The organism is Pseudomonas sp. NPDC088368 (assembly GCF_044753445.1).
Taxonomy (GTDB): Bacteria; Pseudomonadota; Gammaproteobacteria; order Pseudomonadales; family Pseudomonadaceae; genus Aquipseudomonas; species Aquipseudomonas bambusae.
Window position 1 is genome coordinate 1 of the sequence record NZ_JBIVNG010000019.1, and the last position, 22,681, is coordinate 22,681.

At 60.6% G+C, this 22,681-nt stretch carries 18 protein-coding genes; 14 read left to right on the plus strand and 4 right to left on the minus strand.

Translation table 11 applies throughout. The features are described 5' to 3' along the window. Positions 1–272: 272 nt before the first annotated feature. Positions 273–1,196, minus strand: coding sequence for a MurR/RpiR family transcriptional regulator (locus tag ACIQAL_RS30035; protein ID WP_341959061.1), 924 nt, complete (start codon positions 1,194–1,196; stop codon positions 273–275). A gap of 367 nt (positions 1,197–1,563) precedes the next feature. Here ACIQAL_RS30035 and iolC point away from each other — a divergent pair, with 367 nt between their 5' ends. The 13 genes from iolC to ACIQAL_RS30100 all read left to right on the plus strand — a co-directional run bounded on the left by iolC (position 1,564) and on the right by ACIQAL_RS30100 (position 18,783). Beyond that, positions 1,564–3,501, plus strand: coding sequence for a 5-dehydro-2-deoxygluconokinase (gene iolC, locus ACIQAL_RS30040; protein ID WP_401152001.1), 1,938 nt, complete (start codon positions 1,564–1,566; stop codon positions 3,499–3,501). 55 nt (positions 3,502–3,556) lie between these two features. After that, positions 3,557–4,492 carry a myo-inosose-2 dehydratase gene (gene iolE, locus ACIQAL_RS30045; protein ID WP_401152003.1) on the plus strand — a complete coding sequence of 312 codons (936 nt, stop codon included), beginning with the start codon at positions 3,557–3,559 and terminating at the stop codon, positions 4,490–4,492. 2 nt (positions 4,493–4,494) lie between these two features. Beyond that, the gene (iolB, locus tag ACIQAL_RS30050; RefSeq protein ID WP_401152005.1) at positions 4,495–5,304 is read left to right on the plus strand and encodes a 5-deoxy-glucuronate isomerase; all 810 of its coding nucleotides are present in this window, start codon (positions 4,495–4,497) and stop codon (positions 5,302–5,304) included. A 27-nt stretch (positions 5,305–5,331) separates the two neighbouring features. Next, complete coding sequence (locus ACIQAL_RS30055) at positions 5,332–6,831, plus strand: CoA-acylating methylmalonate-semialdehyde dehydrogenase (RefSeq protein WP_166597923.1); 1,500 nt, start codon at positions 5,332–5,334, stop codon at positions 6,829–6,831. A 168-nt stretch (positions 6,832–6,999) separates the two neighbouring features. Then, positions 7,000–8,931, plus strand: coding sequence for a 3D-(3,5/4)-trihydroxycyclohexane-1,2-dione acylhydrolase (decyclizing) (gene iolD, locus ACIQAL_RS30060; RefSeq protein WP_401152008.1), 1,932 nt, complete (start codon positions 7,000–7,002; stop codon positions 8,929–8,931). Between the two features lie 11 nt (positions 8,932–8,942). Then, entirely contained in the window at positions 8,943–9,962 is a 1,020-nt protein-coding gene (locus tag ACIQAL_RS30065; protein WP_401152010.1) for a Gfo/Idh/MocA family oxidoreductase, read from the plus strand. A gap of 318 nt (positions 9,963–10,280) precedes the next feature. Next, positions 10,281–10,514: a hypothetical protein gene (locus ACIQAL_RS30070; protein WP_401152012.1), complete on the plus strand. Its 234-nt coding sequence runs from the start codon at positions 10,281–10,283 to the stop codon at positions 10,512–10,514. A gap of 57 nt (positions 10,515–10,571) precedes the next feature. After that, positions 10,572–11,501, plus strand: coding sequence for a sugar ABC transporter substrate-binding protein (locus tag ACIQAL_RS30075; protein WP_166597927.1), 930 nt, complete (start codon positions 10,572–10,574; stop codon positions 11,499–11,501). An 80-nt stretch (positions 11,502–11,581) separates the two neighbouring features. Continuing rightward, entirely contained in the window at positions 11,582–13,150 is a 1,569-nt protein-coding gene (locus ACIQAL_RS30080; RefSeq protein ID WP_401152015.1) for a sugar ABC transporter ATP-binding protein, read from the plus strand. A gap of 55 nt (positions 13,151–13,205) precedes the next feature. Next, on the plus strand, positions 13,206–14,228 hold the full coding sequence (locus ACIQAL_RS30085) for an ABC transporter permease (protein ID WP_166597989.1): 1,023 nt from the start codon (positions 13,206–13,208) through the stop codon (positions 14,226–14,228). 530 nt (positions 14,229–14,758) lie between these two features. Beyond that, positions 14,759–15,163, plus strand: a complete 405-nt coding sequence (locus ACIQAL_RS30090; protein ID WP_166597929.1) for a TraR/DksA C4-type zinc finger protein — start codon at positions 14,759–14,761, stop codon at positions 15,161–15,163. Positions 15,164–15,357: 194 nt separating this feature from the next. Then, positions 15,358–16,992: a methyl-accepting chemotaxis protein gene (locus ACIQAL_RS30095; RefSeq protein ID WP_401152018.1), complete on the plus strand. Its 1,635-nt coding sequence runs from the start codon at positions 15,358–15,360 to the stop codon at positions 16,990–16,992. A 324-nt stretch (positions 16,993–17,316) separates the two neighbouring features. Next, the gene (locus ACIQAL_RS30100; RefSeq protein WP_401152020.1) at positions 17,317–18,783 is read left to right on the plus strand and encodes a T6SS phospholipase effector Tle1-like catalytic domain-containing protein; all 1,467 of its coding nucleotides are present in this window, start codon (positions 17,317–17,319) and stop codon (positions 18,781–18,783) included. 60 nt (positions 18,784–18,843) lie between these two features. Here ACIQAL_RS30100 and ACIQAL_RS30105 read toward each other — a convergent pair whose 3' ends face one another. Further along, positions 18,844–19,080, minus strand: a complete 237-nt coding sequence (locus ACIQAL_RS30105) for a DUF2789 domain-containing protein (RefSeq protein ID WP_401152022.1) — start codon at positions 19,078–19,080, stop codon at positions 18,844–18,846. Positions 19,081–19,418: 338 nt separating this feature from the next. On the opposite strand from ACIQAL_RS30105, the gene ACIQAL_RS30110 reads away from it, so the two are divergent. After that, complete coding sequence (locus tag ACIQAL_RS30110) at positions 19,419–19,886, plus strand: hypothetical protein (RefSeq protein WP_401152025.1); 468 nt, start codon at positions 19,419–19,421, stop codon at positions 19,884–19,886. A gap of 26 nt (positions 19,887–19,912) precedes the next feature. On the opposite strand, the gene ACIQAL_RS30115 is transcribed toward ACIQAL_RS30110, so the two are convergent. Both ACIQAL_RS30115 and ACIQAL_RS30120 read right to left on the minus strand, forming a co-directional pair. Beyond that, positions 19,913–22,048 carry a TonB-dependent receptor gene (locus ACIQAL_RS30115; protein WP_401152028.1) on the minus strand — a complete coding sequence of 712 codons (2,136 nt, stop codon included), beginning with the start codon at positions 22,046–22,048 and terminating at the stop codon, positions 19,913–19,915. 121 nt (positions 22,049–22,169) lie between these two features. After that, a complete protein-coding gene (locus ACIQAL_RS30120; RefSeq protein ID WP_401152031.1) occupies positions 22,170–22,559 on the minus strand; it encodes a DUF2946 domain-containing protein in 390 nt (129 codons plus the stop codon). Positions 22,560–22,681 lie beyond the last annotated feature (122 nt).

Here is a 22,681-nt window from a genome sequence, read left to right on the forward strand (position 1 = left end):
CGAACGCAGGCGGCGCGGAGTGGGTCGAGCGGCATGGATGCCGCGAGAGCCGCGCTGGGCCATGGATGGCCCTTCGCGGCGGGCCCACGGAGCGTTGCCGGAGTGAGGGAACCCTGACGAAGTCAGGGCCAAACCAGGAGCAGGGCCTTTTTGGTTACTTTTTCGGCTCTTGGAAAAAGTGACCCGCCGTAAGGGCGGAACCCTAAGTCGCCGTTACCGCAGCATTGGATATACACCGAAAACCCAAGTCGATAAAGCTTCAGGCAGGATGGCTAATCCTCAAAACCCACCTGCTCCGACATCTCATCCACCTTCAACTCCAACCGGTACGCCACCGCGATAAAAAGCGCCTGACACAAACACAACGTCGCACTCAACGACCGGAACGCAAACGAACTCCCCTCATTCACCAACAACACCGAATTCGCCCGCTTGGCCAGCGGCGACAGGTTGCTGTCGGTAATGATCAACGTCTTGGCCTGATGATGCTGGGCAATCCGCAGGCAATGCTGCGTCTCCTTGCCATAAGGCGTGAAACTGATCGCGATCACCAGATCGTTCGCCCGCACGCTGCGCATCTGCTCGCGATAGCTGCCGCCAAGGCCCGAGATCAGGTGAATGCGCTTGTTGGTGTGTTGCAGGTTGTAGACCAGATAATCCGCCACCGCGAAGGAACGTCGTACGCCGACCACGTAGATGTTGTCGGCGTTGACCACCAGGTCCACCGCCTTTTCGAAGGCTTCGTCGTCCAGTTCCAGCGCCAGCCGTTCCAGCCCGGAAAGCGTCGCGTTCACGCATTCTCGCGCCAAGTCGCCTCCGCTGGCTTTCTGAGATTTGTTGGCGATCATGCTGCGGATGCGTTGCTGGTAATTCTGCACCGGCGTGGCTTTGTGGGTGTACGCCTCGCGGAACAGTGCCTGCATCTCGCTGAAGCCGCTGAAGCCGAATCGCTGGGAGAAACGAACGATGGCCGACGGATGCACTTCGCATTCCCGCGCGATGTCGCTGATGCGATCGACCATGATCCGGTCGCTCTGCTGGCTCATGTAACTGGCGATGCGCTTGAGCTGGCGGGGCAGGCTTTCGTATTCCGCAGTGATCAGCTTGAGCAGGGCGTCGGCGGTCTCCGGCGCGCTGATCTGCGACGGCGTGGCGTCGTCGGTCTCGGGCAAGGTCGGCTGATCGGGGCTGGGCATACGGATGAATCCTCTGACTCGTTCATGTGAAACGCGAATGGCCGGTTTAGCAGGTTTCTGTGGGAGCGAATTCATTCGCGAAGGGCCTGCTCAGGCGCTAATTATGTGTCGGCCGGAACATCGCATCGCGAATAAATTCGCTTCCACCGTATGGGTGCAGGGCAAACCGACGGCGCAGTTTACCGTGGCTCATGTTCCGGTCGCTCCTGTTTAGCACGATCTGCCACCCTTTGCGCAAATTGGAAAAAATATTCCACATGAAAATAATTTAGAAAAAATCATTGATCCTGACGGGAGAGCGTTCTAGTCTGCATTCCACATACAGCGCTTCGTTGAAGCCGGGCTTATAAAAATAAAAGGAGCCAGCATGGGCCAGACTCGTTTTGCCAGTGGACGTTCGTTGGACGTGGTATGCCTTGGACGTCTGGGGGTCGACCTTTACGCGCAGCAGATTGGTGCGCGTCTCGAAGACGTCAGCAGTTTCGCCAAATACCTCGGTGGCTCGTCCGCCAACATCGCCTTCGGCACGGCGCGACTGGGCGTCAAGTCGGCCATGTTGACCCGGGTCGGCAATGACCACATGGGCCGATTCCTCACCGAATCCCTCGCCCGCGAAGGCTGCGACGTCAGCGGCATCAAGGTCGATGCCGAGCGCCTGACCGCCATGGTCCTGCTGGGCATCAAGGACCGCGAAACCTTCCCGCTGGTGTTCTACCGCGAGAACTGCGCCGACATGGCGCTGAACGCCGACGATATCGACGAAGCGCAGATTGCCTCCAGCAAAGCGCTGCTGATCACCGGCACGCATTTCTCCACCGATCAGGTGTTCAAGGCCAGCAGCCAGGCGCTGGACTACGCCGAGAAGCACAACGTCAAGCGCGTCCTCGACATCGACTACCGCCCGGTCCTTTGGGGCCTGACTGGCAAGGCTGATGGCGAGACCCGTTTTGTGGCTAACCAAAGCGTCAGCCAGCACGTGCAACGCATCCTCCCGCGCTTCGACCTGATCGTCGGCACCGAAGAAGAATTCCTCATCGCGGGCGGCTCGACCGACCTGCTCGGCGCCTTGCGCAACGTCCGCGAACTGACCGCTGCCACGCTGGTGGTCAAGCTCGGCCCGCAAGGCTGCACGGTGATTCATGGCGCCATTCCTTCGCGCCTTGAAGACGGCGCGATCTACCCCGGCGTGCGCGTCGAGGTGCTGAACGTGCTGGGCGCGGGGGATGCGTTCATGTCGGGCTTCCTCAAGGGTTGGCTCAACGACGAGAGCGACGAACGTTGCTGCCAGTTGGCGAATGCCTGCGGTGGGCTGGTCGTTTCCCGTCACGCCTGCGCCCCGGCGATGCCGACGCTGGTCGAACTGGAATACCTGTTCAACAGCCCGGTGCCGATCACCCGGCCCGATCAGGATCAGGTGCTGCAACGCCTGCATCAGGTCAGCGTGCCGCGCAAGGAATGGAAGCAGCTGTTCATCTTCGCCTTCGATCATCGCGGGCAATTGGTTGAACTTGCGCAGAAGGCAGGGCGCGATCTGGCCTGCATCGGCCAGCTCAAACAGCTCTTTATTCAAGCAGTGGAGCGGGTTGAGGCGGATTTGAATAAACGCGGCATCAAGGCGGACGTCGGTCTGCTGGCGGACCAACGTTTCGGTCAGGATTCGTTGAACGCGGCCAGCGGTCGTGACTGGTGGATCGCCCGTCCCGTCGAGGTTCAAGGTTCGCGCCCGCTGGCCTTCGAGCATGGCCGTTCGGTGGGCAGCAATCTGGTGGCGTGGCCGAAAGAGCAGATCATCAAGTGCCTGGTGCAGTACCACCCCGACGACGAGCCGATGCTGCGTCTGGAGCAGGAAGCGCAGTTGATGGGGCTGTATCAGGCGTCCCAGGCCAGCGGTCACGAAATCCTACTGGAAATCATCCCGCCGAAGGATTTGCCCGGCGCGCATCCGGACGTGATCTACCGTTCGCTGAAACGCCTGTACAACCTCGGCATCTTCCCGGCGTGGTGGAAGATCGAAACCCAGTCCGCCGAGACGTGGGAAAAACTCGATGCGCTGATTCAGGAGCGCGACCCGTACTGCCGTGGCGTGGTGTTGCTGGGCCTGAATGCCCCGGCAGAAACCCTGGCCGCGGGCTTCCGCGAAGCCAGCCGGAGCACAACCTGCCGAGGCTTTGCCGTGGGCCGGACGATTTTCCACGAGCCGAGCCGCGCGTGGCTGGAAGGGGAGATCGACGACGCCGGGCTGATCAGCCGCGTGCAGAGCACCTTCGGCTTCCTGATCGAGTCCTGGCGCGAAGCGCGAGCCTGAATCGATCAACGCTGTGAACACTTTTCAAGGCGACAAAAACAATAAAGGTGCAGCCATGCCCGCTTCCGCAATCCGAATTGGCATCAACCCGATTTCCTGGAGCAACGACGACCTGCCCGCACTGGGCGGCGAAACCCCGCTGACCACGGCCCTCAGCGAAGGCAAGGAGATCGGCTACGAAGGCTTCGAACTCAACGGCAAGTTTCCCAAGGACGCCCAAGGCGTCGCCGACGTGCTCAAACCCTATGACTTGGCGCTGGTCTCGGGCTGGTATTCCAGCCGTCTGGCCAGCCGCTCAGTGGCCGAAGAAATCGAAGCCATTGCCGGTCATGTCGAACTGCTGAAACACAACGGCGCCAAGGTGCTGGTGTACGGCGAAGTCGCCGACTCGATTCAGGGGTCGCGCATTCGTCTGGTCGAGCGTCCGCGTTTTCACAGCGACAGCGCCTGGCAGGAATACGCTGAGAAACTCACCGAGCTGGCGCGTTTTACCCTGTCTCAGGGTGTGCGTCTGGCCTATCACCACCACATGGGCGCGTACGTCGAATCCCCTGACGACATCGATAAGTTGATGGCGTTGACCGGCAGCGAAGTCGGCCTGCTGTTCGATTCGGGGCATTGCTACATGGGCGGAGGCGAGCCGTTGCAAGTGCTGCGCAAGCACATCGATCGGGTCTGTCATGTGCACTTCAAGGACGTGCGCAAATCCGTGGTGCAACTGGCGCGCAACAACCTGTGGAGCTTTCCGAACTGCATCGTCAACGGCACCTTTACCGTGCCGGGGGACGGCGACATTGATTTCGCCGCGCTGCTCGACGTGTTGATCGAGGCCCGCTACCAGGGCTGGTTGGTGGTCGAAGCCGAGCAGGACCCGGCCGTGGCGCCGAGTTACGTCTACGCGAAGAAAGGCTATGACACGCTGCGCCACCTGCTGGCCGCAACCCAGGAAAGCCACGGCGGTTTACATCAGCCTTCACACAGGAGCCTGTGAACATGAATTTTCTGGTTAAAAGCAAAGCCGAAGGCCGCGACGTCGTGGCGTTGGGCGAGGGCGTGCTCGAATACGTCGGTTTCGCGGCCTATCGGCTGACGGTCGGCGAACGCCTGCCGGTCATCTCCAGCGACAAGGAGCTGTGCCTGGTGCTGCTCAGCGGTCGGGTCAGTGTCTGCGGCGAAGCGCCAGCGCAGGGGGCCTTTCACTGGGAAAACCTGGGCGACCGGCAGTCGGTCTTCGAAGACAAATCGCCGTTCGCTGTCTATCTGCCGCCCTACAGTCAGGCGCAAGTCACCGCCCTGAGCGCGGTGCAAATTGCGGTCTGTGCGGCGCCCGGCGACGCGTCGAAAGGCCTGCCAGCAAGGCTGATCAAACCCGACAGCATGAAACGCAGCGTGCGCGGCAAGGCGGCCAACACGCGGTACATCTGCGACATCCTCCCGGACACCGAACCGGCCCATTCGCTGCTGGTGGTGGAAGTGCGCACGCCGTCCGGTCACTCGTCCAGCTACCCGCCGCACAAGCACGACAAGGATGATCTGCCCCACGAGAGTTTTCTCGAAGAGACCTATTACCACCAGATCAATCCGCCCCAGGGCTTTGTGTTTCAGCGCGTCTACACCGACGACCGCAGCATCGACCAGGCCATGGCGGTGGAGAACAACGACCTGGTGACCGTGCCCAAGGGTTACCACCCGGTGAGTGTGCCGTATGGTTATGAGTCTTATTATTTGAACGTGATGGCCGGGCCGAAACGCGCCTGGCAATTCCACAACGATCCGCAGCATCAGTGGCTGATCGATTTGTAAGTCACCCCATTTTTTGAGGAACAGGCAATGAGCAACGCCCCGATTATCGGCCACTACATCAATGGCCAGGTGCAGGACGCCAGCGAGCGTTTCAGCGACGTGTTCAACCCGGCCACCGGCGACGTGCAGGCCCGTGTCGCGTTGGCGGAACTGAAAACCGTCGACCAGGCTGTCGCTGCCGCGCAGGCCGCCTTTCCGGCGTGGGCCGATCAGTCGTCGCTACGCCGCGCGCGTGTGATGTTCAAGTTCAAGGAATTGCTCGATCAGCACCACGACGAACTGGCGGCGATCATCACCCGCGAACACGGCAAGGTGTTTTCCGACGCCAAGGGTGAGGTCGTGCGCGGCATCGAGATCGTTGAATTCGCCTGTGGCGCGCCGACCCTGCTGAAAAGCGATTACAGCGACAACATCGGCGGCGGCATCGACAACTGGAACCTGCGCCAGCCGCTGGGCGTGTGCGCAGGCGTCACGCCCTTCAACTTTCCGGTCATGGTGCCGCTGTGGATGATTCCCATGGCGCTGGTCACCGGCAATTGCTTCATCCTCAAACCGTCCGAGCGCGACCCGTCTGCATCGCTGTTGATGGCCCGGCTGCTGAAAGAAGCCGGTCTGCCGGATGGTGTGTTCAACGTCGTGCAGGGTGACAAAGTGGCGGTCGACGCGCTGCTGCAACACAAGGGCATCGAAGCGATTTCCTTCGTCGGCTCGACCCCTATTGCCGAATACATCCATCAGCAAGGCACGGCCCATGGCAAGCGCGTTCAGGCGTTGGGCGGCGCGAAGAACCACATGATCGTCATGCCTGACGCCGATCTGGACCAGGCCGCGGACGCCTTGATCGGCGCCGCGTACGGCTCGGCCGGCGAGCGCTGCATGGCGATCTCCGTGGCCGTGGTGGTGGGCGACGTGGGCCAGAAACTCATCGACAAACTGCTGCCGCGCATCGATTCGCTGAAAGTCGGCAACGGCATCAACGGCGATTCCGACATGGGCCCGCTGGTGACGGCGGTGCACAAGGCCAAGGTCGAAGGCTTCATCGATCAGGGCGTGAAAGAGGGCGCGAAACTGATCGTCGATGGTCGCGGCTTCAAAGTACCGGGGGCCGAGAACGGCTTCTTCGTCGGCGCCACGCTGTTCGACCACGTCACCCCCGAGATGACTATCTATAAGGAAGAGATTTTCGGCCCGGTGCTGGGCATCGTGCACGTGCCGGATTTCGCGTCGGCGGTCGAGCTGATCAACGCCCACGAATTCGGCAACGGCGTCTCGTGCTTCACCAGCGACGGCGGCATCGCCCGTGCGTTTGCGCGCAACATCAAGGTCGGCATGGTCGGCATCAACGTGCCGATCCCGGTGCCGATGGCCTGGCATTCGTTCGGCGGCTGGAAACGCTCGCTGTTCGGCGATCACCACGCGTACGGCGAAGAAGGCCTGCGCTTCTACAGCCGCTACAAAAGCGTGATGCAACGCTGGCCGGACAGCATCGCCAAAGGGGCGGAGTTCAGCATGCCGACGGCGAAGTAAGCGCGTTTCGCCTGCTGGAATGCGATCAACTGTGGGAGCGAACTCATTCGCGAGAGGCCGGTACATCCGAGACACCTACATCGGCTGACCTGTCGCATCGCGAATGAATTCGCTCCCACAGAAAACCCCCTTGATCCGAGACACCTCCAATAAGAACAAGGTGCAAGCATGACCACGACACGTTTGACCATGGCTCAGGCCCTGGTGAAGTTTCTCAATAATCAGTACGTCGAAGTCGACGGCGTGCAGAGCAAATTCGTCGCCGGGGTGTTCACCATTTTCGGCCACGGCAACGTGCTTGGGTTGGGCCAGGCGCTGGAACAGGACAGCGGCGACTTGATCGTCCACCAGGGCCGCAATGAACAGGGCATGTGCCACGCGGCCATGGGCTTTGCCAAGCAGCACCTGCGCCGCAAGATCTACGCCTGCACCTCATCGGTCGGTCCGGGCGCAGCGAACATGATCACCGCTGCCGCCACCGCGTCGGCCAACCGCATCCCATTGTTGCTGCTGCCGGGCGACGTGTACGCCAGCCGCCAACCCGACCCGGTGCTGCAACAGATCGAGCAATTCCACGACCTCAGCATCAGCACCAACGACGCCTTCAAGGCCGTGAGCAAATACTGGGACCGCATCAACCGCCCCGAACAACTGATGAGTGCCGCGCTGAACGCCATGCGCGTACTCACTGATCCCGCAGAAACCGGCGCGGTCACCCTGGCCTTGCCGCAAGACGTGCAAGGCGAGGCCTACGATTACCCCGATTCCTTCCTGCAAAAACGCGTGCACCGCATCGACCGTCGCCCGCCGACTCAGGCCATGCTCAACGACGCGTTGACGCTGCTCAAGGGCAAAAGCAAACCGCTGCTGATCTGTGGCGGTGGCGTGCGTTATTCCGGCGCGGCGGCAGAACTGCAAGCCTTCGCCGAACGTTTCGACATTCCCTTCACCGAAACCCAGGCGGGCAAGAGCGCCATCGTCTCGGCACACCCGCTGAACATGGGCGGCATCGGCGAGACCGGTTCGCTGGCGGCCAACACCCTGGCCAATGAAGCAGACCTGATCATCGGCGTTGGCACGCGCTACAGCGACTTCACCACCAGCTCCAAATCGCTGTTCCAGAACCCGAACGTGCAGTTCCTCAACCTCAACGTCGGCGCCTTCGACGTGCAGAAACTCGACGGCGTGCAAGTGCTGGCCGACGCACAACTGGCGTTGCAGGCCCTGACCGCAGGGCTTGGCGACTACCGCTCGCAATGGGGCGATGCACCGCGCGAGGCTCGGGCGGCGCTGGATGCGGAAGTGGATCGGCTGTACGCCGTCGACTACCAGACCGCGGATTTCGAGCCGGAAGTCGCCGGGCATCTGGACCCGCAAGTGCTGCGGGATTTCATCGAAATGACCGGCTCGTGCCTGACCCAAAGCCGGGTGCTCGGCGTGCTCAATCAACAGTTGCCCCAAGACGCGGTCATCGTCGCGGCGGCGGGCAGTCTGCCGGGGGATTTGCAGCGGGCCTGGCGCAGCACCAGCGTTGACAGCTATCACGTGGAATACGGCTATTCGTGCATGGGCTACGAAGTGAACGCCGCGTTGGGCGCAAAAATGGCGGCACCTGAGCGTGAGGTGTATGCGCTGGTGGGTGACGGTTCTTACATGATGCTGCACTCGGAGCTGGCGACCTCGATTCAGGAGCGGCGCAAGATCAACGTGGTCCTGCTCGACAACATGGCCTTTGGTTGCATCAACAACCTGCAGATGGGCAACGGCATGGGCAGCTTCGGCACCGAGTTCCGGTATCGCAATCCCGAGACTGGCTTGCTGGACGGCGAGTTCGTGCCCGTGGATTTCGCCATGAGCGCGGCGGCCTACGGCTGCAAGACGTACAAGGTGAAGACGATCGAAGAACTGGAAGCGGCGCTGGCGGATGCGCGCAAGCAGACCGTTTCGACGCTGATCGACATCAAGGTCCTGCCGAAAACCATGATCCACGGCTACCTGTCGTGGTGGCGCGTGGGCGTGGCGGAAGTGTCCACCACCGGCACCACTGCCGAGGCGTATGAACGGCAGAAAGCGATGTTGGCCAAGGCGCGTCAGTATTAAGGAGGATCGCTATGAAAATCGGACTCATCGGCTACGGAAAAGGCGGGCGTTTCTTTCACGCGCCGCTGCTGGCCAGCCTGCCCGGCGCGAGCTTTGCGGGGGTGGTGACGCGTTCCCCCGAACGGCGTCAGGACCTGCACAAGGATTACCCCAAGGTCCCGGCCTTCGACAGCCTGGCCGACCTGGTCGCCGCCGGTGTCGATGCCGTGGTGATCTCCACCCCACTCGCCTCCCGCCGGGCGCTGATTCTGGAGGCCATCGAACTCGGCATTCCCGTAATCAGTGACAAGCCATTTGCCCCTTCAGCCAAAGATGCACAGGAACTGGTCGACGCCGCCGAGCGCCGTGGCGTGTTGCTCGGCGTGTACCAGAACCGTCGTTGGGATTCGGACTTTCTCACCGTGCGCAAGCTGATCGATCAGGGCATCCTCGGCGAGATCACCCGGTTCGAATCCCGTGTCGAACGTTATTCGCTGTCGTCAGTGGGCAAGGAAAGCGGCGGCGGGATTCTGCGCGATTTAGGCAGCCATCTGGTGGATCAGGCGCTGCTGTTGTTCGGTCCGGCGAAGCGGGTTTACGCCGAACTGGAGTTCGCCACGCCCGAGCAGAAGGTCGATCACGGCTTTTTTGTGTCGCTGATTCATGAAAACGGCGTGACCTCGCACCTGTGGGGCAACTGTCTGCAAAACGCTCAAGGCCCGCGCTTTCGGGTCAACGGCTCTCAGGGCTGCTATACCGTTGAAGGCCTCGATGGCCAGGAGGCGGCGGCGCTGGCTGGGTTGTCGCCCAAATCCGAGGGCGAACGCTGGGGCGTCGAGGAACATCGTCGATGGGGCTGGTTCGAACAGGGCGAACACCGCGAGCGCGTGCCGTCCGAGCGGGGCAGTTGGCCGGAGTTCTACCGACAATTGCGAGATGCGGTGATGAACCAGGGACGTAATCCGGTGGATGCGCGGGATGCGGTGGCGTCGGCCAAAGTGCTGGATGCCGCCAGAATCAGCGCGCGGGAAGGGCGAGTTATCACCCTTTAATGGGCATACCTTGGTTCAAAGCTGTGGGAGCGAATTCATTCGCGAAAAATATTCCAGACGACAAAAATGCGTCGGTTGAAAGTGCCTATCGCGAATGAATTCGCTCCCACAGAGGTCTTGTCCAGCCCACCCAAAGGAGTCGTCGAGCAAGTAGAAAACAAAAATAGAAATAAATTCTAAAATCTGTTGAAGTAGAAATTATTTTCCAATAGAGTCATTTCCAGGTTGCCGAATCTCGACGCCCAGACCCTGTTCCAACGCTCCGCGGTCTGGACGAACGAAACAAAAACAAGAAAGCCAAGAAGACAGGTACCGTCGATGAACATGCTCAAATCAGCCGTCAAGGTCTGCCGTTCCGCATCACGTTCGCTGCTTGCCCATTCCCGGGCGCTGTCCCGCCTGACCCCCGCTATCACGTTCGACAAAACCCTTGAAACCGTGGCCCGCGTCCTCTGCGTTCAAAGCAGCGGCGTGATGGTCTGTGGTTCGGCGAGTGCGTCGGTGGCCCATTTTCCAAGCCCGGACTTTGCCAGCCCAAAAAACACCCTCTGAACACCCGCAGTCGTTAGCCAATTCATACAACAACAAGAATTTGGAGAAAGACCGTACATGAACACCAAAGCCCGTTTTACCTCCCTGGCACTGGCCCTGATGCTCAGCAGTGGCGCCACCCTGGCCGCCGACCTGAAAATTGGTGTGGCCATGTCGCAGTTCGATGACACCTACCTGACCTACATGCGCGAAGACATGGGCAAAAAGGCCAAGGACATGGGCGGCGTCGACCTGCAGTTCGTCGATGGCCGCAACGACGTCAACAAACAGCTCGACCAGGTGCAGGAGCTGATCGGCAAAAAAGTCGATGCCCTGATCGTCAATCCGGTGGACACCGCCGCCACCGCGCGCATCACCAAGGCCGCCACCGCTGCCGGGATTCCGCTGGTCTACGTCAACCGCCGCCCGGATGATCCGAAGCTGCCCGCAGGCGTGGCGTCGGTGACCTCCGACGACAAGGAAGCCGGCCGTATGCAGATGCAATACGTTGCCGACAAACTGGGCGGCAAAGGCACCGTGGTGATCTTGCTGGGCGAGCTGTCGAACAACTCGACCCGCGACCGCACCGAAGGCGTCAAAGAGGTCCTGAAAAAATACCCGGACATCAAAATTGCCGAAGAACAGGAAGGCGCCTGGGGTCGGCAGAAAGGCATGGACATCACCAACAACTGGCTGACCCAAGGCCGTGATTTCAGCGCCGTGCTTTCCAACAACGACGAAATGGCCATCGGCGCCTCCATGGCCCTCAAGCAAGCGGGCAAGAAGCAAGGCGACGTGCTCGTGGCCGGTGTCGACGGCACCCCGGACGGCCTGGCTGCTGTCAAGAAGGGCGACCTGACCGTGTCGGTGTTCCAGGACGCCAAAGGGCAGGGCGAAGGCTCCATCGACGCCGCCGTGAAACTGGCGAAGAAGGAAACGCTGCCGCAGCAGGCCATCGTGATCCCGTTCAAGCTGATCACGCCTGAAAACGTCAGCACGTTCAAATAACGTCCACACCACGACGACGGACAGGACGCAGAGGCGGGTCATCCCCCTCTGCCCCGATGTCGCCTGAGGAGCCTGTGACCATGTTCGCTTCCGCTACTGCTTCGACCGCTGCTCCGGCCAGCGCCACCGCCGACCGCACGGCCACCGCTGCCGAGCATCCCTACCTGCTGGAAATCACCCACATCAGCAAAGGCTTTCCGGGCGTGGTGGCGCTGGACGACGTGGAACTGCGCGTGCGCCCTGGCAGCGTGCTGGCGTTGATGGGCGAGAACGGCGCGGGCAAGTCCACCCTGATGAAAATCATCGCCGGGATCTACCAGCCGGACACCGGCGAAATCCGCCTGCGGGGCAAACCGGTGGTGTTCGAAACGCCGTTGTCGGCTTTGCAATCGGGTATCGCGATGATCCATCAGGAACTTAACCTGATGCCGCACATGACCATTGCCGAAAACATCTGGATCGGCCGCGAGCAGCTCAACGGCTTTCACATGGTCGATCACCGCGCCATGCACCGCTGCACTCAAGAATTGCTGGACCGCCTGCGCATCGACCTCGACCCGGAAGAGCACGTGGGCAACCTGAGCATCGCCGAGCGGCAGATGGTCGAGATCGCCAAGGCCGTGTCCTACGACTCAGACGTGCTGATCATGGACGAACCGACTTCTGCCATCACCGAGAAAGAAGTCGCCCACCTGTTTTCGATCATTGCCGACCTGCGGGCGCAGGGTAAGGGCATCATTTACATCACGCACAAAATGAATGAAGTGTTCGCCATCGCCGACGAAGTGGCCGTGTTCCGCGACGGCGCCTACATCGGCCTGCAGCGTGCCGACAGCATGGACGGCGACAGCCTGATTTCAATGATGGTGGGGCGCGAACTGACCCAGCTGTTCCCCGAGCGTGACACGCCGATTGGCAAGCTCCTGCTCTCCGTTCGCAACCTGTCGCTGGATGGGGTGTTCAAGGATGTGTCTTTCGACTTGCACGCCGGGGAAGTGCTGGGCATCGCGGGTTTGATGGGATCGGGGCGTACCAACGTCGCCGAAACGATCTTTGGCATCACCCCGTGCACCGGCGGCGAGATTCAGTTGGACGGCGCGCCGATCAAAGTCACCGACCCGCACTTTGCCATCGAAAAAGGCTTCGCGCTGTTGACCGAAGATCGCAAGCTCAGCGGCCTGTTTCCGTGCCTGTCAGTGCTGGAAAACATGGAGATGGCGGTGCTGCCGCATTACGTCGGCAACGGCTTCGTGCACCAGAAAGCGCTGCGCGCCCTGTGCGAAGACATGTGCAAAAAATTGCGCGTGAAGACGCCGTCGCTGGAGCAATGCATCGACACGCTGTCTGGCGGCAATCAGCAAAAGGCCTTGATTGCGCGCTGGCTGATGACCAATCCCCGGGTGCTGATCCTCGACGAACCGACCCGAGGCATCGACGTCGGCGCCAAGGCCGAGATTTACCGGCTGATTTCCCTGCTGGCCAGCGAAGGCATGGCGGTGATCATGATTTCCTCGGAATTGCCGGAAGTGCTGGGCATGAGCGACCGGGTCATGGTCATGCACGAAGGTGAAATGATGGGCACGCTGGACCGTGCCGAGGCAACTCAGGAGCGGGTCATGCACCTGGCGTCCGGCAATTCGATCCACTAAAGGCCTGTCACTGGCCCCTCGTGGGTCGTAACAAGAATAAGAGGCACACATGAAGATGAACGCGATCCTGGAAAATAAGCCCGCCGTGGCGCCGACCAAGCACAAACGCCGGATGCCCACCGAACTGAGCATCTTTCTGGTGCTGATCGGCATCGGCCTGATCTTTGAAATCTTCGGCTGGGTCGTGCGGGATCAGAGCTTTCTGATGAACTCCCAGCGGTTGGTGCTGATGATCCTGCAGGTGTCGATCATCGGGATGATCGCGATTGGTGTGACTCAGGTGATCATCACCACGGGCATCGACCTGTCGTCCGGCTCGGTGCTGGCGCTGACGGCGATGATCGCGGCCAGCCTCGCGCAATCCTCCGACTACACCCGCGCTGTATTTCCCTCACTGACCGATCTGCCAGTGTGGATACCGGTCATTGCGGGGCTGGGCGTGGGTCTCTTGGCCGGGGCTATCAACGGTAGCATCATCGCCATCACCGGGATTCCGCCGTTCATCGCCACCCTTGGCATGATGGTGTCGGCCCGTGGCCTGGCGCGTTTCTACACTGGCGGCCAGCCCGTGAGCATGCTCAACGATTCCTACACCGCCATCGGGCAGGGTGCGATGCCGGTGATCATCTTTCTAGTGGTCGCGGTGATCTTCCACATCGCGCTGCGCTACACCAAATACGGCAAATACACCTACGCCATCGGCGGCAACATGCAGGCGGCGCGCACCTCCGGGATCAACGTCAAGCGTCACCTCGTGATCGTCTACAGCATCGCCGGTCTGCTGGCGGGGTTGGCGGGCGTGGTCGCGTCGGCGCGGGCCGCGACTGGGCAGGCGGGCATGGGCGTGTCGTATGAGCTGGACGCGATTGCCGCCGCCGTGATCGGCGGCACCAGCCTGGCCGGGGGCGTTGGGCGGATTACGGGTACTGTGATCGGCGCGCTGATCCTGGGCGTCATGGCCAGCGGCTTCACCTTCGTCGGCGTCGATGCCTATGTGCAAGACATCATCAAAGGCCTGATCATCGTCGTCGCGGTGGTCATCGACCAATACCGCAACAAGCGCAAGCTCAAGCGCTGAGGATTCGGTCACCACCGACAAAGGGCCTGCTTCAGGCCCTTTTCGTTTTTTTAGGCGCGTTGAACCGAAGGGAAGATGGCCGGTCAGACACGCTCACGACGCCACGTGTAACCGTCAGGCTACAGATGATTCACCTCATGCCTGTGGGAACGAATTCATTCCGGGTGGCAATCCGACGAAGGCCAGTACAGCCAATACATCTTCATCGGCTGACCCTCATTCGCGAATGAATTCGCTCCCACAGGGGGGCTGCGATCCACCAGGATGCCTGCGAACGTCCGGCTACAGGGGGCGATGAAACGCTTTGAAACTTCCGTTTGGCTCAATGCCACCGGGGATTTGGGGGCTTGTTGAGCGAATCTTGTTCAATTATGTTGCCGAGTACGAAACCCGGCCTTAGACTGCCGCCCCTCGTAAATTGAGTGCCGGGTGCGCTTGGAGACGACGGCGCTGGTGACTCGCGACCTTTACGATCGGGCCAAGGCGCTCCCTTGATTCGCCCTAATGCACGTTTTTTTATAGAGAAATCAATGACCAAGGAAAAGTTGCTGGCGATGCCGGCCGATGACTACATGAACGCGGAGCAACACGCATTCTTCATCGAGCTGCTGCAAGCCATGAAAGTGGAAATCCACGAGCGCATCGAGCAGAGCCGTATCGCTATCGAAAGCCTGGACACCCCGGCTGATCCCGCTGATGCCGCTTCCGTCGAAGAAGAGCGTCACTGGCTGGTCAACGTGATCGACCGCGATCAGCGCATGCTTCCGCAGCTGGAAATGGCGTTGACCCGTATCGCCGAAGACACGTTCGGCTGGTGTGATGACAGTGGTGAGCCTATCGGTCTGAAGCGCCTGCTGATCAGCCCGACCACCAAATACTGCATCGAAGCTCAGGAACGCCACGAGCAGATCGACCGCCACCAGCGCCAGGCCTGATCCGCCCGCTGAGGTTCAAAGCCCGATTGCCTTGTGAGGCCGTCGGGCTTTTTGTCGCCTGCGATTTGTGATTCTGATCGCTCCGGATGAAGCGGACAAAAATCCGACCGACTACCACTAATGACTCATGGCGCATAGCCGCCATCTGACGTTTAATGCTTTCAAAATAATGATAAGCAGAGTGGGTCAAGGATATGACGGCTAATGGCATGGGCTCCGGGGCGCGTTCGTCGTCCACACCATCGGCGGTGAGCGGATTGCCGGCTGCAAATCCCCGCTGGCTGGGGCTTTGCCTGCAAAGTCTCGCGTTATGTCTGCTGTTTGCCGCAATGGCGTGGGGCGAACTTTCAGTCTATGTGTGCCTGCCCCTCGGCTTGCTGACCCTCTGGTTGCCGCGCTTTATCCCTGCCCGAACAATCGGTGAGCCTGCTGGCCAGCCTGATGATGCCTTGGAGCGCCTGACCCGCGACCTGTCCCGCAGCACCAGCCACAATGCCTTGTCAGCGGCGGCGGTGGCGTTTTCGGTCAAGCAACTGGCAAGCAAGCTGCAATCCCAGGTCGACGCCGCCGAGCAGATCGTCAGCAGCGCTGACGTGATGATCGCCACTGAGCGCGCCACGTCGTCCCTCAGCCAGCAAGCGTTGGGCGCGGCCAGTGAAGTGCGGCAAAGCAGCGACGCCGGGCTGATCGTACTTAACGCCTCCATCGCTTTGATGCATCAACTCAGCGAGCGCGCCGACAGCAGCCGGCAATTGATCGAAGCCCTGAGTCAACGCAGCGAAGACATTCAACGGGTGACGTCGGTCATTCAGTCAATTGCCAGTCAGACCAATCTGCTGGCGCTCAACGCTGCCATCGAAGCCGCTCGGGCCGGTGAGCACGGGCGCGGGTTCGCCGTCGTGGCCGACGAAGTGCGTGGGCTGGCGGGCCGAACGGCCACCGCCACCGGCGAAGTCGGGGAGATGGTGGCCGATATCCAGCGGCGCACCGCGCAAGTGGTCGAGCAGATCCGCCAGTTGGCGGGGGACCTGGACAGCGGCGTCGAGCAGGTCGAAACCACGGGCCGTCAATTGGCGAGCATTGCGCAGTTGGCCGCCGGGGTTGAAGGGCAGGTCAGCGAGATCGCCTCGGGGGCGGAGAATAACCAAGGGCAATTGAGCAGCCTGTTCGTGGCCATTGAACAAATGCGCAGCGACCTGGCGATCAGCGACGACCAGACCCGTCAATTGGCTAAATCTGCCGTGCAGATGGAGGGCCAGGCCGAGACCATCAGCGAGCGGCTGGCGGAGGTGGGTCTGGAAGACTATCACCAGCGCATCTACGACCTCGCTCGCGAAGGGGCCAATGAGATTGCCCGTCGCTTCGAGCAGGACATCGACCAGCACCGTGTCAGCCTGGATGACCTGTTCGATCGTCATTACCAGCCCATTGCCAACACGTCGCCGCCCAAATTCCAGACCCGGTTTGACCGCTACACCGACCAGGTCTTGCCTTCCATTCAGGAGCCGTTGCTGACCCGGCACGAAGGCCTGGTGTTCGCCATCGCCTGCACCCAGCAGGGCTACGTCCCGACCCACAATCTGGCGTTCAGCCAACCCCTCACCGGCGATCCTGCCGCCGACACAGTGCACAACCGCACCAAGCGTAAATTCGACGACCGCACCGGCATTCGTTGCGGCAGCCATCAACAGCCCATGCTTTTGCAAACCTACACCCGCGACACCGGGGAGCTGATGCACGATCTTTCCGTGCCGATCATCGTCAAAGGACGGCATTGGGGCGGGTTGCGACTCGGGTATAAACCCGGTAGCGGCGCGCTCCACGGTTGACACCGGAAGCTTCCCGATCATCGGCCCGGGTAATGCCTCGGCCTGATGTCCCTTGGCACAAATGAAAAACCCAGAAGTAATATTTATATATTGTTTGTGCCGATATTAAATGTTTAGGTGTGTTTGTTGTTTGTCAGTGATTACGTCTTCCGTTGTGGGAAAGAAGGGGCGCAATTTCTTATTGGTCTGATATTTAAGTGGGAAGTTTCTGAATAACTACTTACTGTATTGACGTTTTCGGAGGTGCAATCATTCTGTGAGTTATATGTCTGGATATGTAAAAAGTTTATTCGGACTTTGACAAACCCTCACAGGTAATTACACATGACAGCACTACACTGGGGTACAGGTTCGAGCAGCGCCGCGGGTAAACTCGGGGTCATCGTCCGCATCGGCGTTTTCTTTGACGGGACGGGCAACAATCGCGTCAACAGCCAGATCGGGGCCGACTGTCAGGCCATGGCGGAAATCTACAAGGGTGCGCACATCAAGGAGTGTGGAGGACGCCACTCCGACCCTTCCAGCAGTTACAGCAACGATTTCACTAACATTGCGAGACTGGCTGACTTATATCGGCACCAACCCAAGGCGGCCAATGACGGGGCCGGGTTGAGACTTTATGAAGTGTTTTATATCAGCGGTATTGGCACCACCTCCGGCGGCAGGGATTCGCGATTGTCCGGCCAGGGATTTGGACGGGGTTACACGGGCGTTGTCGCCAAGGCACTGGTCGCGGTCAAAAAGATCAGCGATTTTCTCAAGACATTCGACGTGCATAACCCCGGTTGCGTGATCGCGGGGCTTGAACTGGACCTTTTCGGGTTCAGCCGGGGCGCGGCGGCGGCCCGTCATCTGGCCAATGAAGTGCTTAAGCAGTCCCGCGGCTCCCTCGGCCCCGTTCTCGATCCCCGCAAGCTGCCGCTGTCTTCGGATTTCTCCTGGGCAGCGGGCAGTGTGCGACTGAAGGTTATAGGGCTGTTCGATACTGTGGCAGCGGTGGGCGGTCTCTCTGATCTGGGCAGCGTGCGCGATGCATCCAATGCGCGGGTGAACCTGTTCCTGCCGCCAGGCTGTGCGCAGCAGGTGCTGCACCTGGTCGCGGCTGATGAGCATCGGCGCAATTTCGCGTTGAACAGTGTCATGCCGGGGTGGCCGAAGGAGATCATTCTCCCCGGGAGCCACTCGGACATTGGCGGCGGTTATCAATCGCAAGGCATGGAAACGGTCTCACTGACCAGACCTCGACGCAGTCTGGTCAGCGCCAATACGCCGTTCGACAGCACTGACGCCTGGTTGCAGACCCACGCCGAAATGGGCCAGTTGAACGCCGAACGCTGGATCGACCCGACTGACGAGACTTCTTCTATCTGCGTCGAATGCCACGAGCGGATGGGGCAGAGGGGGCATGGAATGAAGACCGTCGTGGCCAGCGTGAAGCTGCAACGTCGCGTGTTCGGCCATCTCTCGCGGGTGTACCTGCGGGTGATGCATGGGTTGGCGTGTGATGAGGGAGTGCCCTTTCGCCCAATACCGGACACTGCCGACCTGAGCCTGCCGCCGGAGCTGCGGAACGTGGCAGAGAAATTGATGGCGTATGCGCGGGGACAGGGCAATGCGTTGTCCCCGGATGAAATGACAATGCTCTATCGGCGCTATATCCATTGTTCCGCGCACTGGAACGGTACCCTCGGTCGACGAGGTGCGCTGGTGGATACGTTGTTCGTTCACGCACCGGAGCTGCAGGGGCGGCAGCTGTTTCTCAATGTGTCGCAGCGGGGTTATCCCTTGTGAAGAGACCGGCCGGGGCAAGGGCGGCCTGAATTCGGGTCGCCCTCGTACCGTCCGGCAGTGTCATTTTTTCGGGTGCAGCCGCTCGTTCAGTTCATCCACGACCGGCGCCCACTCGGCATCCACTCGCAGTTCTTCTTTTAAAAACCGTGCCTGTTGCGGGGTCCAGAAGTCGGCATCGATCAGCTTCACGTCATCCGGCAGGGCGTGTTGGCTGATAAAAGCGTCAATGCTGGCCGGATCGGCGTCCAGCCCCAGTTGTTCGAACAGGGTCGCAAGTGTCGGTGTCGTGAGTTCCATGGTGTCTCCCTTGAAGGCTGCAGTCGTGATGAGCGTGGTCAGTTCGTCACCTGTGTTGCATGTGAGTGCGAGAGGTGAGCAAGAGTTCGACGCATCTGCCTGAACGATTCAGCCCGCGCCCCGCGTGATGTCTCGGCAATTGGACACAGCCGCATGCGAACATTCGTGTACAAAAACGGCTACATTACGGACGAAAGGCATATATCCCGTATAGACTCTCAGCCGGTAGAATCCTGGCGCGTGCCAGCGTCCGGCACCCGGGACGCATCGTTTTCCTCGTCGTTACCCTTGCCTGGCCAGTTGCCGGGCAAGTTCATATCAGGTTGGGAGTTTGTACATTGGCAGTAAGTAATCTGGATACCCATGCGTTATTCGTGCTTGGCGATTTGCGCGCGAAGTTGGTGAAGCTGTTCCAGGCACGTTTCGTTTATGTCATCGAGCAGTCTCCCGAGGGCATCTACATGTCCGAAATCGACACCGAGGCTGCGCTGGTCGTCGATGACAAACCGCGTCTGGAGCTCAAGGTGGGCGATCACTTTCGTGCTGCCGTATTGCCGAGCCGTGAAGGTGGCAAGTTCGAACTCCGTTTTCGTGAAATCAAGATGACCGTCTATGGTCTGGGCGAGTATGCCTTCGTCGAAGTGCCCGAAGGTCACGGCATTGTGTTCAAGGAATCCCACACGGTGTTCATGGTGTTCGCGGCCCATGAACAGATTCAACTGGGCCTGAGCAAAGTCTTGAAAGCCGCCACGGCTAAAGCGGCCAAGTGGCGCAAGGGCGAACTGGTGTTCAAGGCCAGCGAGTGACTCGCTGACCCTAAACCTTTTTCGCGTCAGAAACGAGTCTGCACGGCCAGTTCGAACGTTCGCGGTTCTCCCAGGTAATACGCCGGTGACACATGGGCGAAGCGCGCATACAGCTCATCGGTGAGGTTGCGGACGCGGCCGGTGATCGACGTGTGTGAGTCCACCTTGAAGGTCAGGAAGCTGCCATAAAGCGTGTAGGACGGCACCGTCTGCGTATTGGCATTGTCGGCATACACCGACGCTACGTAGCGCGCATCGACGCCGCCTTGCCAGCGAGGGGTGAAGTCGTAGGTCAGCCACAGATTGCCGACCCGGTCCGGCACGTTGGTCGGTGTGTTGCCCTTGCGGGAGACCACCACCCCGGCGGCGTTCTTCTCACTGAAGTCGTCGTACTGCGCGTCGACCCAGGCAATGTTGCCTTCGAGGAGTAGAGCCGGCGTGATCCGTAGCGCGCTCGCCAGTTCGAGGCCATGCGACGACTGCTGGCCCACGGGAATCGTGTTGGTCGGGTCTTGCGGGTCGGTCACCGCGAAGTCCTTGCGCTCGATCGTGTAGGCGGCAACTGTCGCCGAACCCCGGCCTTGCAAGTAGTCGAACTTGCTGCCGATTTCCCACTGCTTGCCCGTGGACACATCGAAATTCTGCGTCCCGCCGGGTTGCTCGGCGGCGGTGCTGTATTGCACGTAGACGTTGGCGCTGGGCACGAACTGCCAGGTCAGGCCCGTGCGCCCGGTGACGGGTTGCCAGTCGCGACGCAGGTGACGCGGGTTGCTGGCGGTCACCACGCGGTGGTTGGTCACGTCCAGGTCGATGTCGTCGTAGCGCAGGCCGGTCACCAACGACCATTGTTCATTCAGCGCCAAATGGTTCTCCACGAAGACCGCTTTGGTCGTCACCTCGTTGGTCTTGTCCTTGACGAACCCCTGCCGCGTGCCGGGCAAGTCGTAAAAGTGGCCGGGGTCGAACGCGTCCGGATTCACGGTGTTGTTCGCCGGGACATTCCACGGGTTGCTGGTGGTGCTGTTGACCTTGTACTCGAAGCCCCCCGCCCAGGTCGTGGCCATGCCCAGCAGATGGCTGTCGTGACGCAACTCGAACTGATCGCCGCCTTGCGTGCCTTCGTGGCGCACGAGGTAGGCGGTGGAGCGATTGATCGCGCTGTTGTCGGCGCTGTACTGGTAGGTCTCCAGGTTTCGGTAATCGCGCTGGCTGTCGAGGTGATAGAGCGTGTTGCGCAAGGTCGTGGCGTCATCAATGCGGTAATCGATGATCGAGCGAATCCACTTCGTGCGCTGTTCGTACAGCCCGTCGTCGACGTTGTAATTGCGAAAGCGGTCGTGCTTGTCGATCTTCAATTTCCCCGCCTTGGGGTTGAGCACCGGCGTGCCCCAATAGGGGCTGTCTTCGTGCTCGTCCTGATATTCCAGCGCCAGGGTGTGGGACAGGTTCGGCGTGATGTCGCTGAGCAGGGAAAAAGCGACGTTCCAGGCATCGTTTTCCTGGCGGTCGATGTAGCCGTTGCTCGTCGTGTGGCTGACGTCCAGACGGGCGTAGTGCTGAATGTCCGAGGTGGGGTCGCTAAGCGCGTGGTTCACGCCGAACGCGGTTTGGGTGGTGTCGAAACTCCCGTAGCTGATGCGCCCCTCGGCGGCCTGTTCCTCGCGATTGGCCAGTTTGGTGACGTAGTTCAGTGAGCCGCCCACCGAGCCCGCGCCGTTCATCACGGAAGACGGGCCGCCGAGCAGTTCGACGCGGTCGTAGATCCAGCTGTTGACCGGGCGTGCCAGGCCGGTGGCGATGTTGATGCCGTTGAACATCTGCGTCACCTGGCTGCTGGTGAAACCACGATAGGAAATGAACCCCCCGAAGCCGGGCGGCGCGCTGGCGTTGACGCCGGGCAGGGCGTTGGCGGCGTCCTGAAAGTTTTGCGCGCCTCGGCGTTCGATGTCCGAGCGATTGGCGACGGCGATGGAGGCGGGTGTTTCGCGCAGGCTCAGGCCGAGGTGGGTGGCGCTGGCGGCCTGTTGTTCGAGGTCAAGGCCGGCAGGGTCGGTGAGGTGTTCATCGTTGATCGTGACGGGTGCCAGATCGATGGCCGATTGCGCATAGGCGAGTGGAGACAGGCTGCCGATCAAACCGGCGAGCAGGGGAATGCGTTTCATGGTTAAAACCTGAAATGAGGGCGAGCGAATCCCGAGTCTTCGGCGCGTGTTCGCGGCGGACGTGCACCGGCCACGGAAACGGCGATCCGAAACACGGGAAAATCAAGGGGCTGAAATCAGATCAGGCGAAGGGCGGCGCGCGGGGATTGGCGGTGGGCCAATGGAAAGCGGAGGGGATTTCGTAAGACGCGACAACCGCAGGTGGTGGGCTGTGTTGCTCGGGGAGGATGGCGAGGGTCAGGCTGGAGTTCAGCGCCGGGCCCATGCCGCCGGTGGAACATAAAGGGCAACCGAACGCCGCAGACAGCGTCGGGAGCTTTTGATCACCCGGTTTGAATGCCTCGACGGTTTTCAGCGCCCGGCCATCGGTGGAGCAGAATTCTCCGCCGATACCGTTGAGTTGCATGCCGACCATCTGGCCATGACCGATGCTGCAGGCGAACACATTGAACAGGACGCAGCAGTAAAGCATCCATGCGATCAGGTGTCGGTCAGAGCGGGCCAGTTTCATGGCGGGAAATTTAACAGAAGTGAGGCGATGAACGGGGTGCGGCAAATTGGCGCGATAGGCGCAGGCCCGCTTCGCTGCCGTCGTAACCTCCGGCGTCTCCCACAGGGTCCGCGCTGTACACG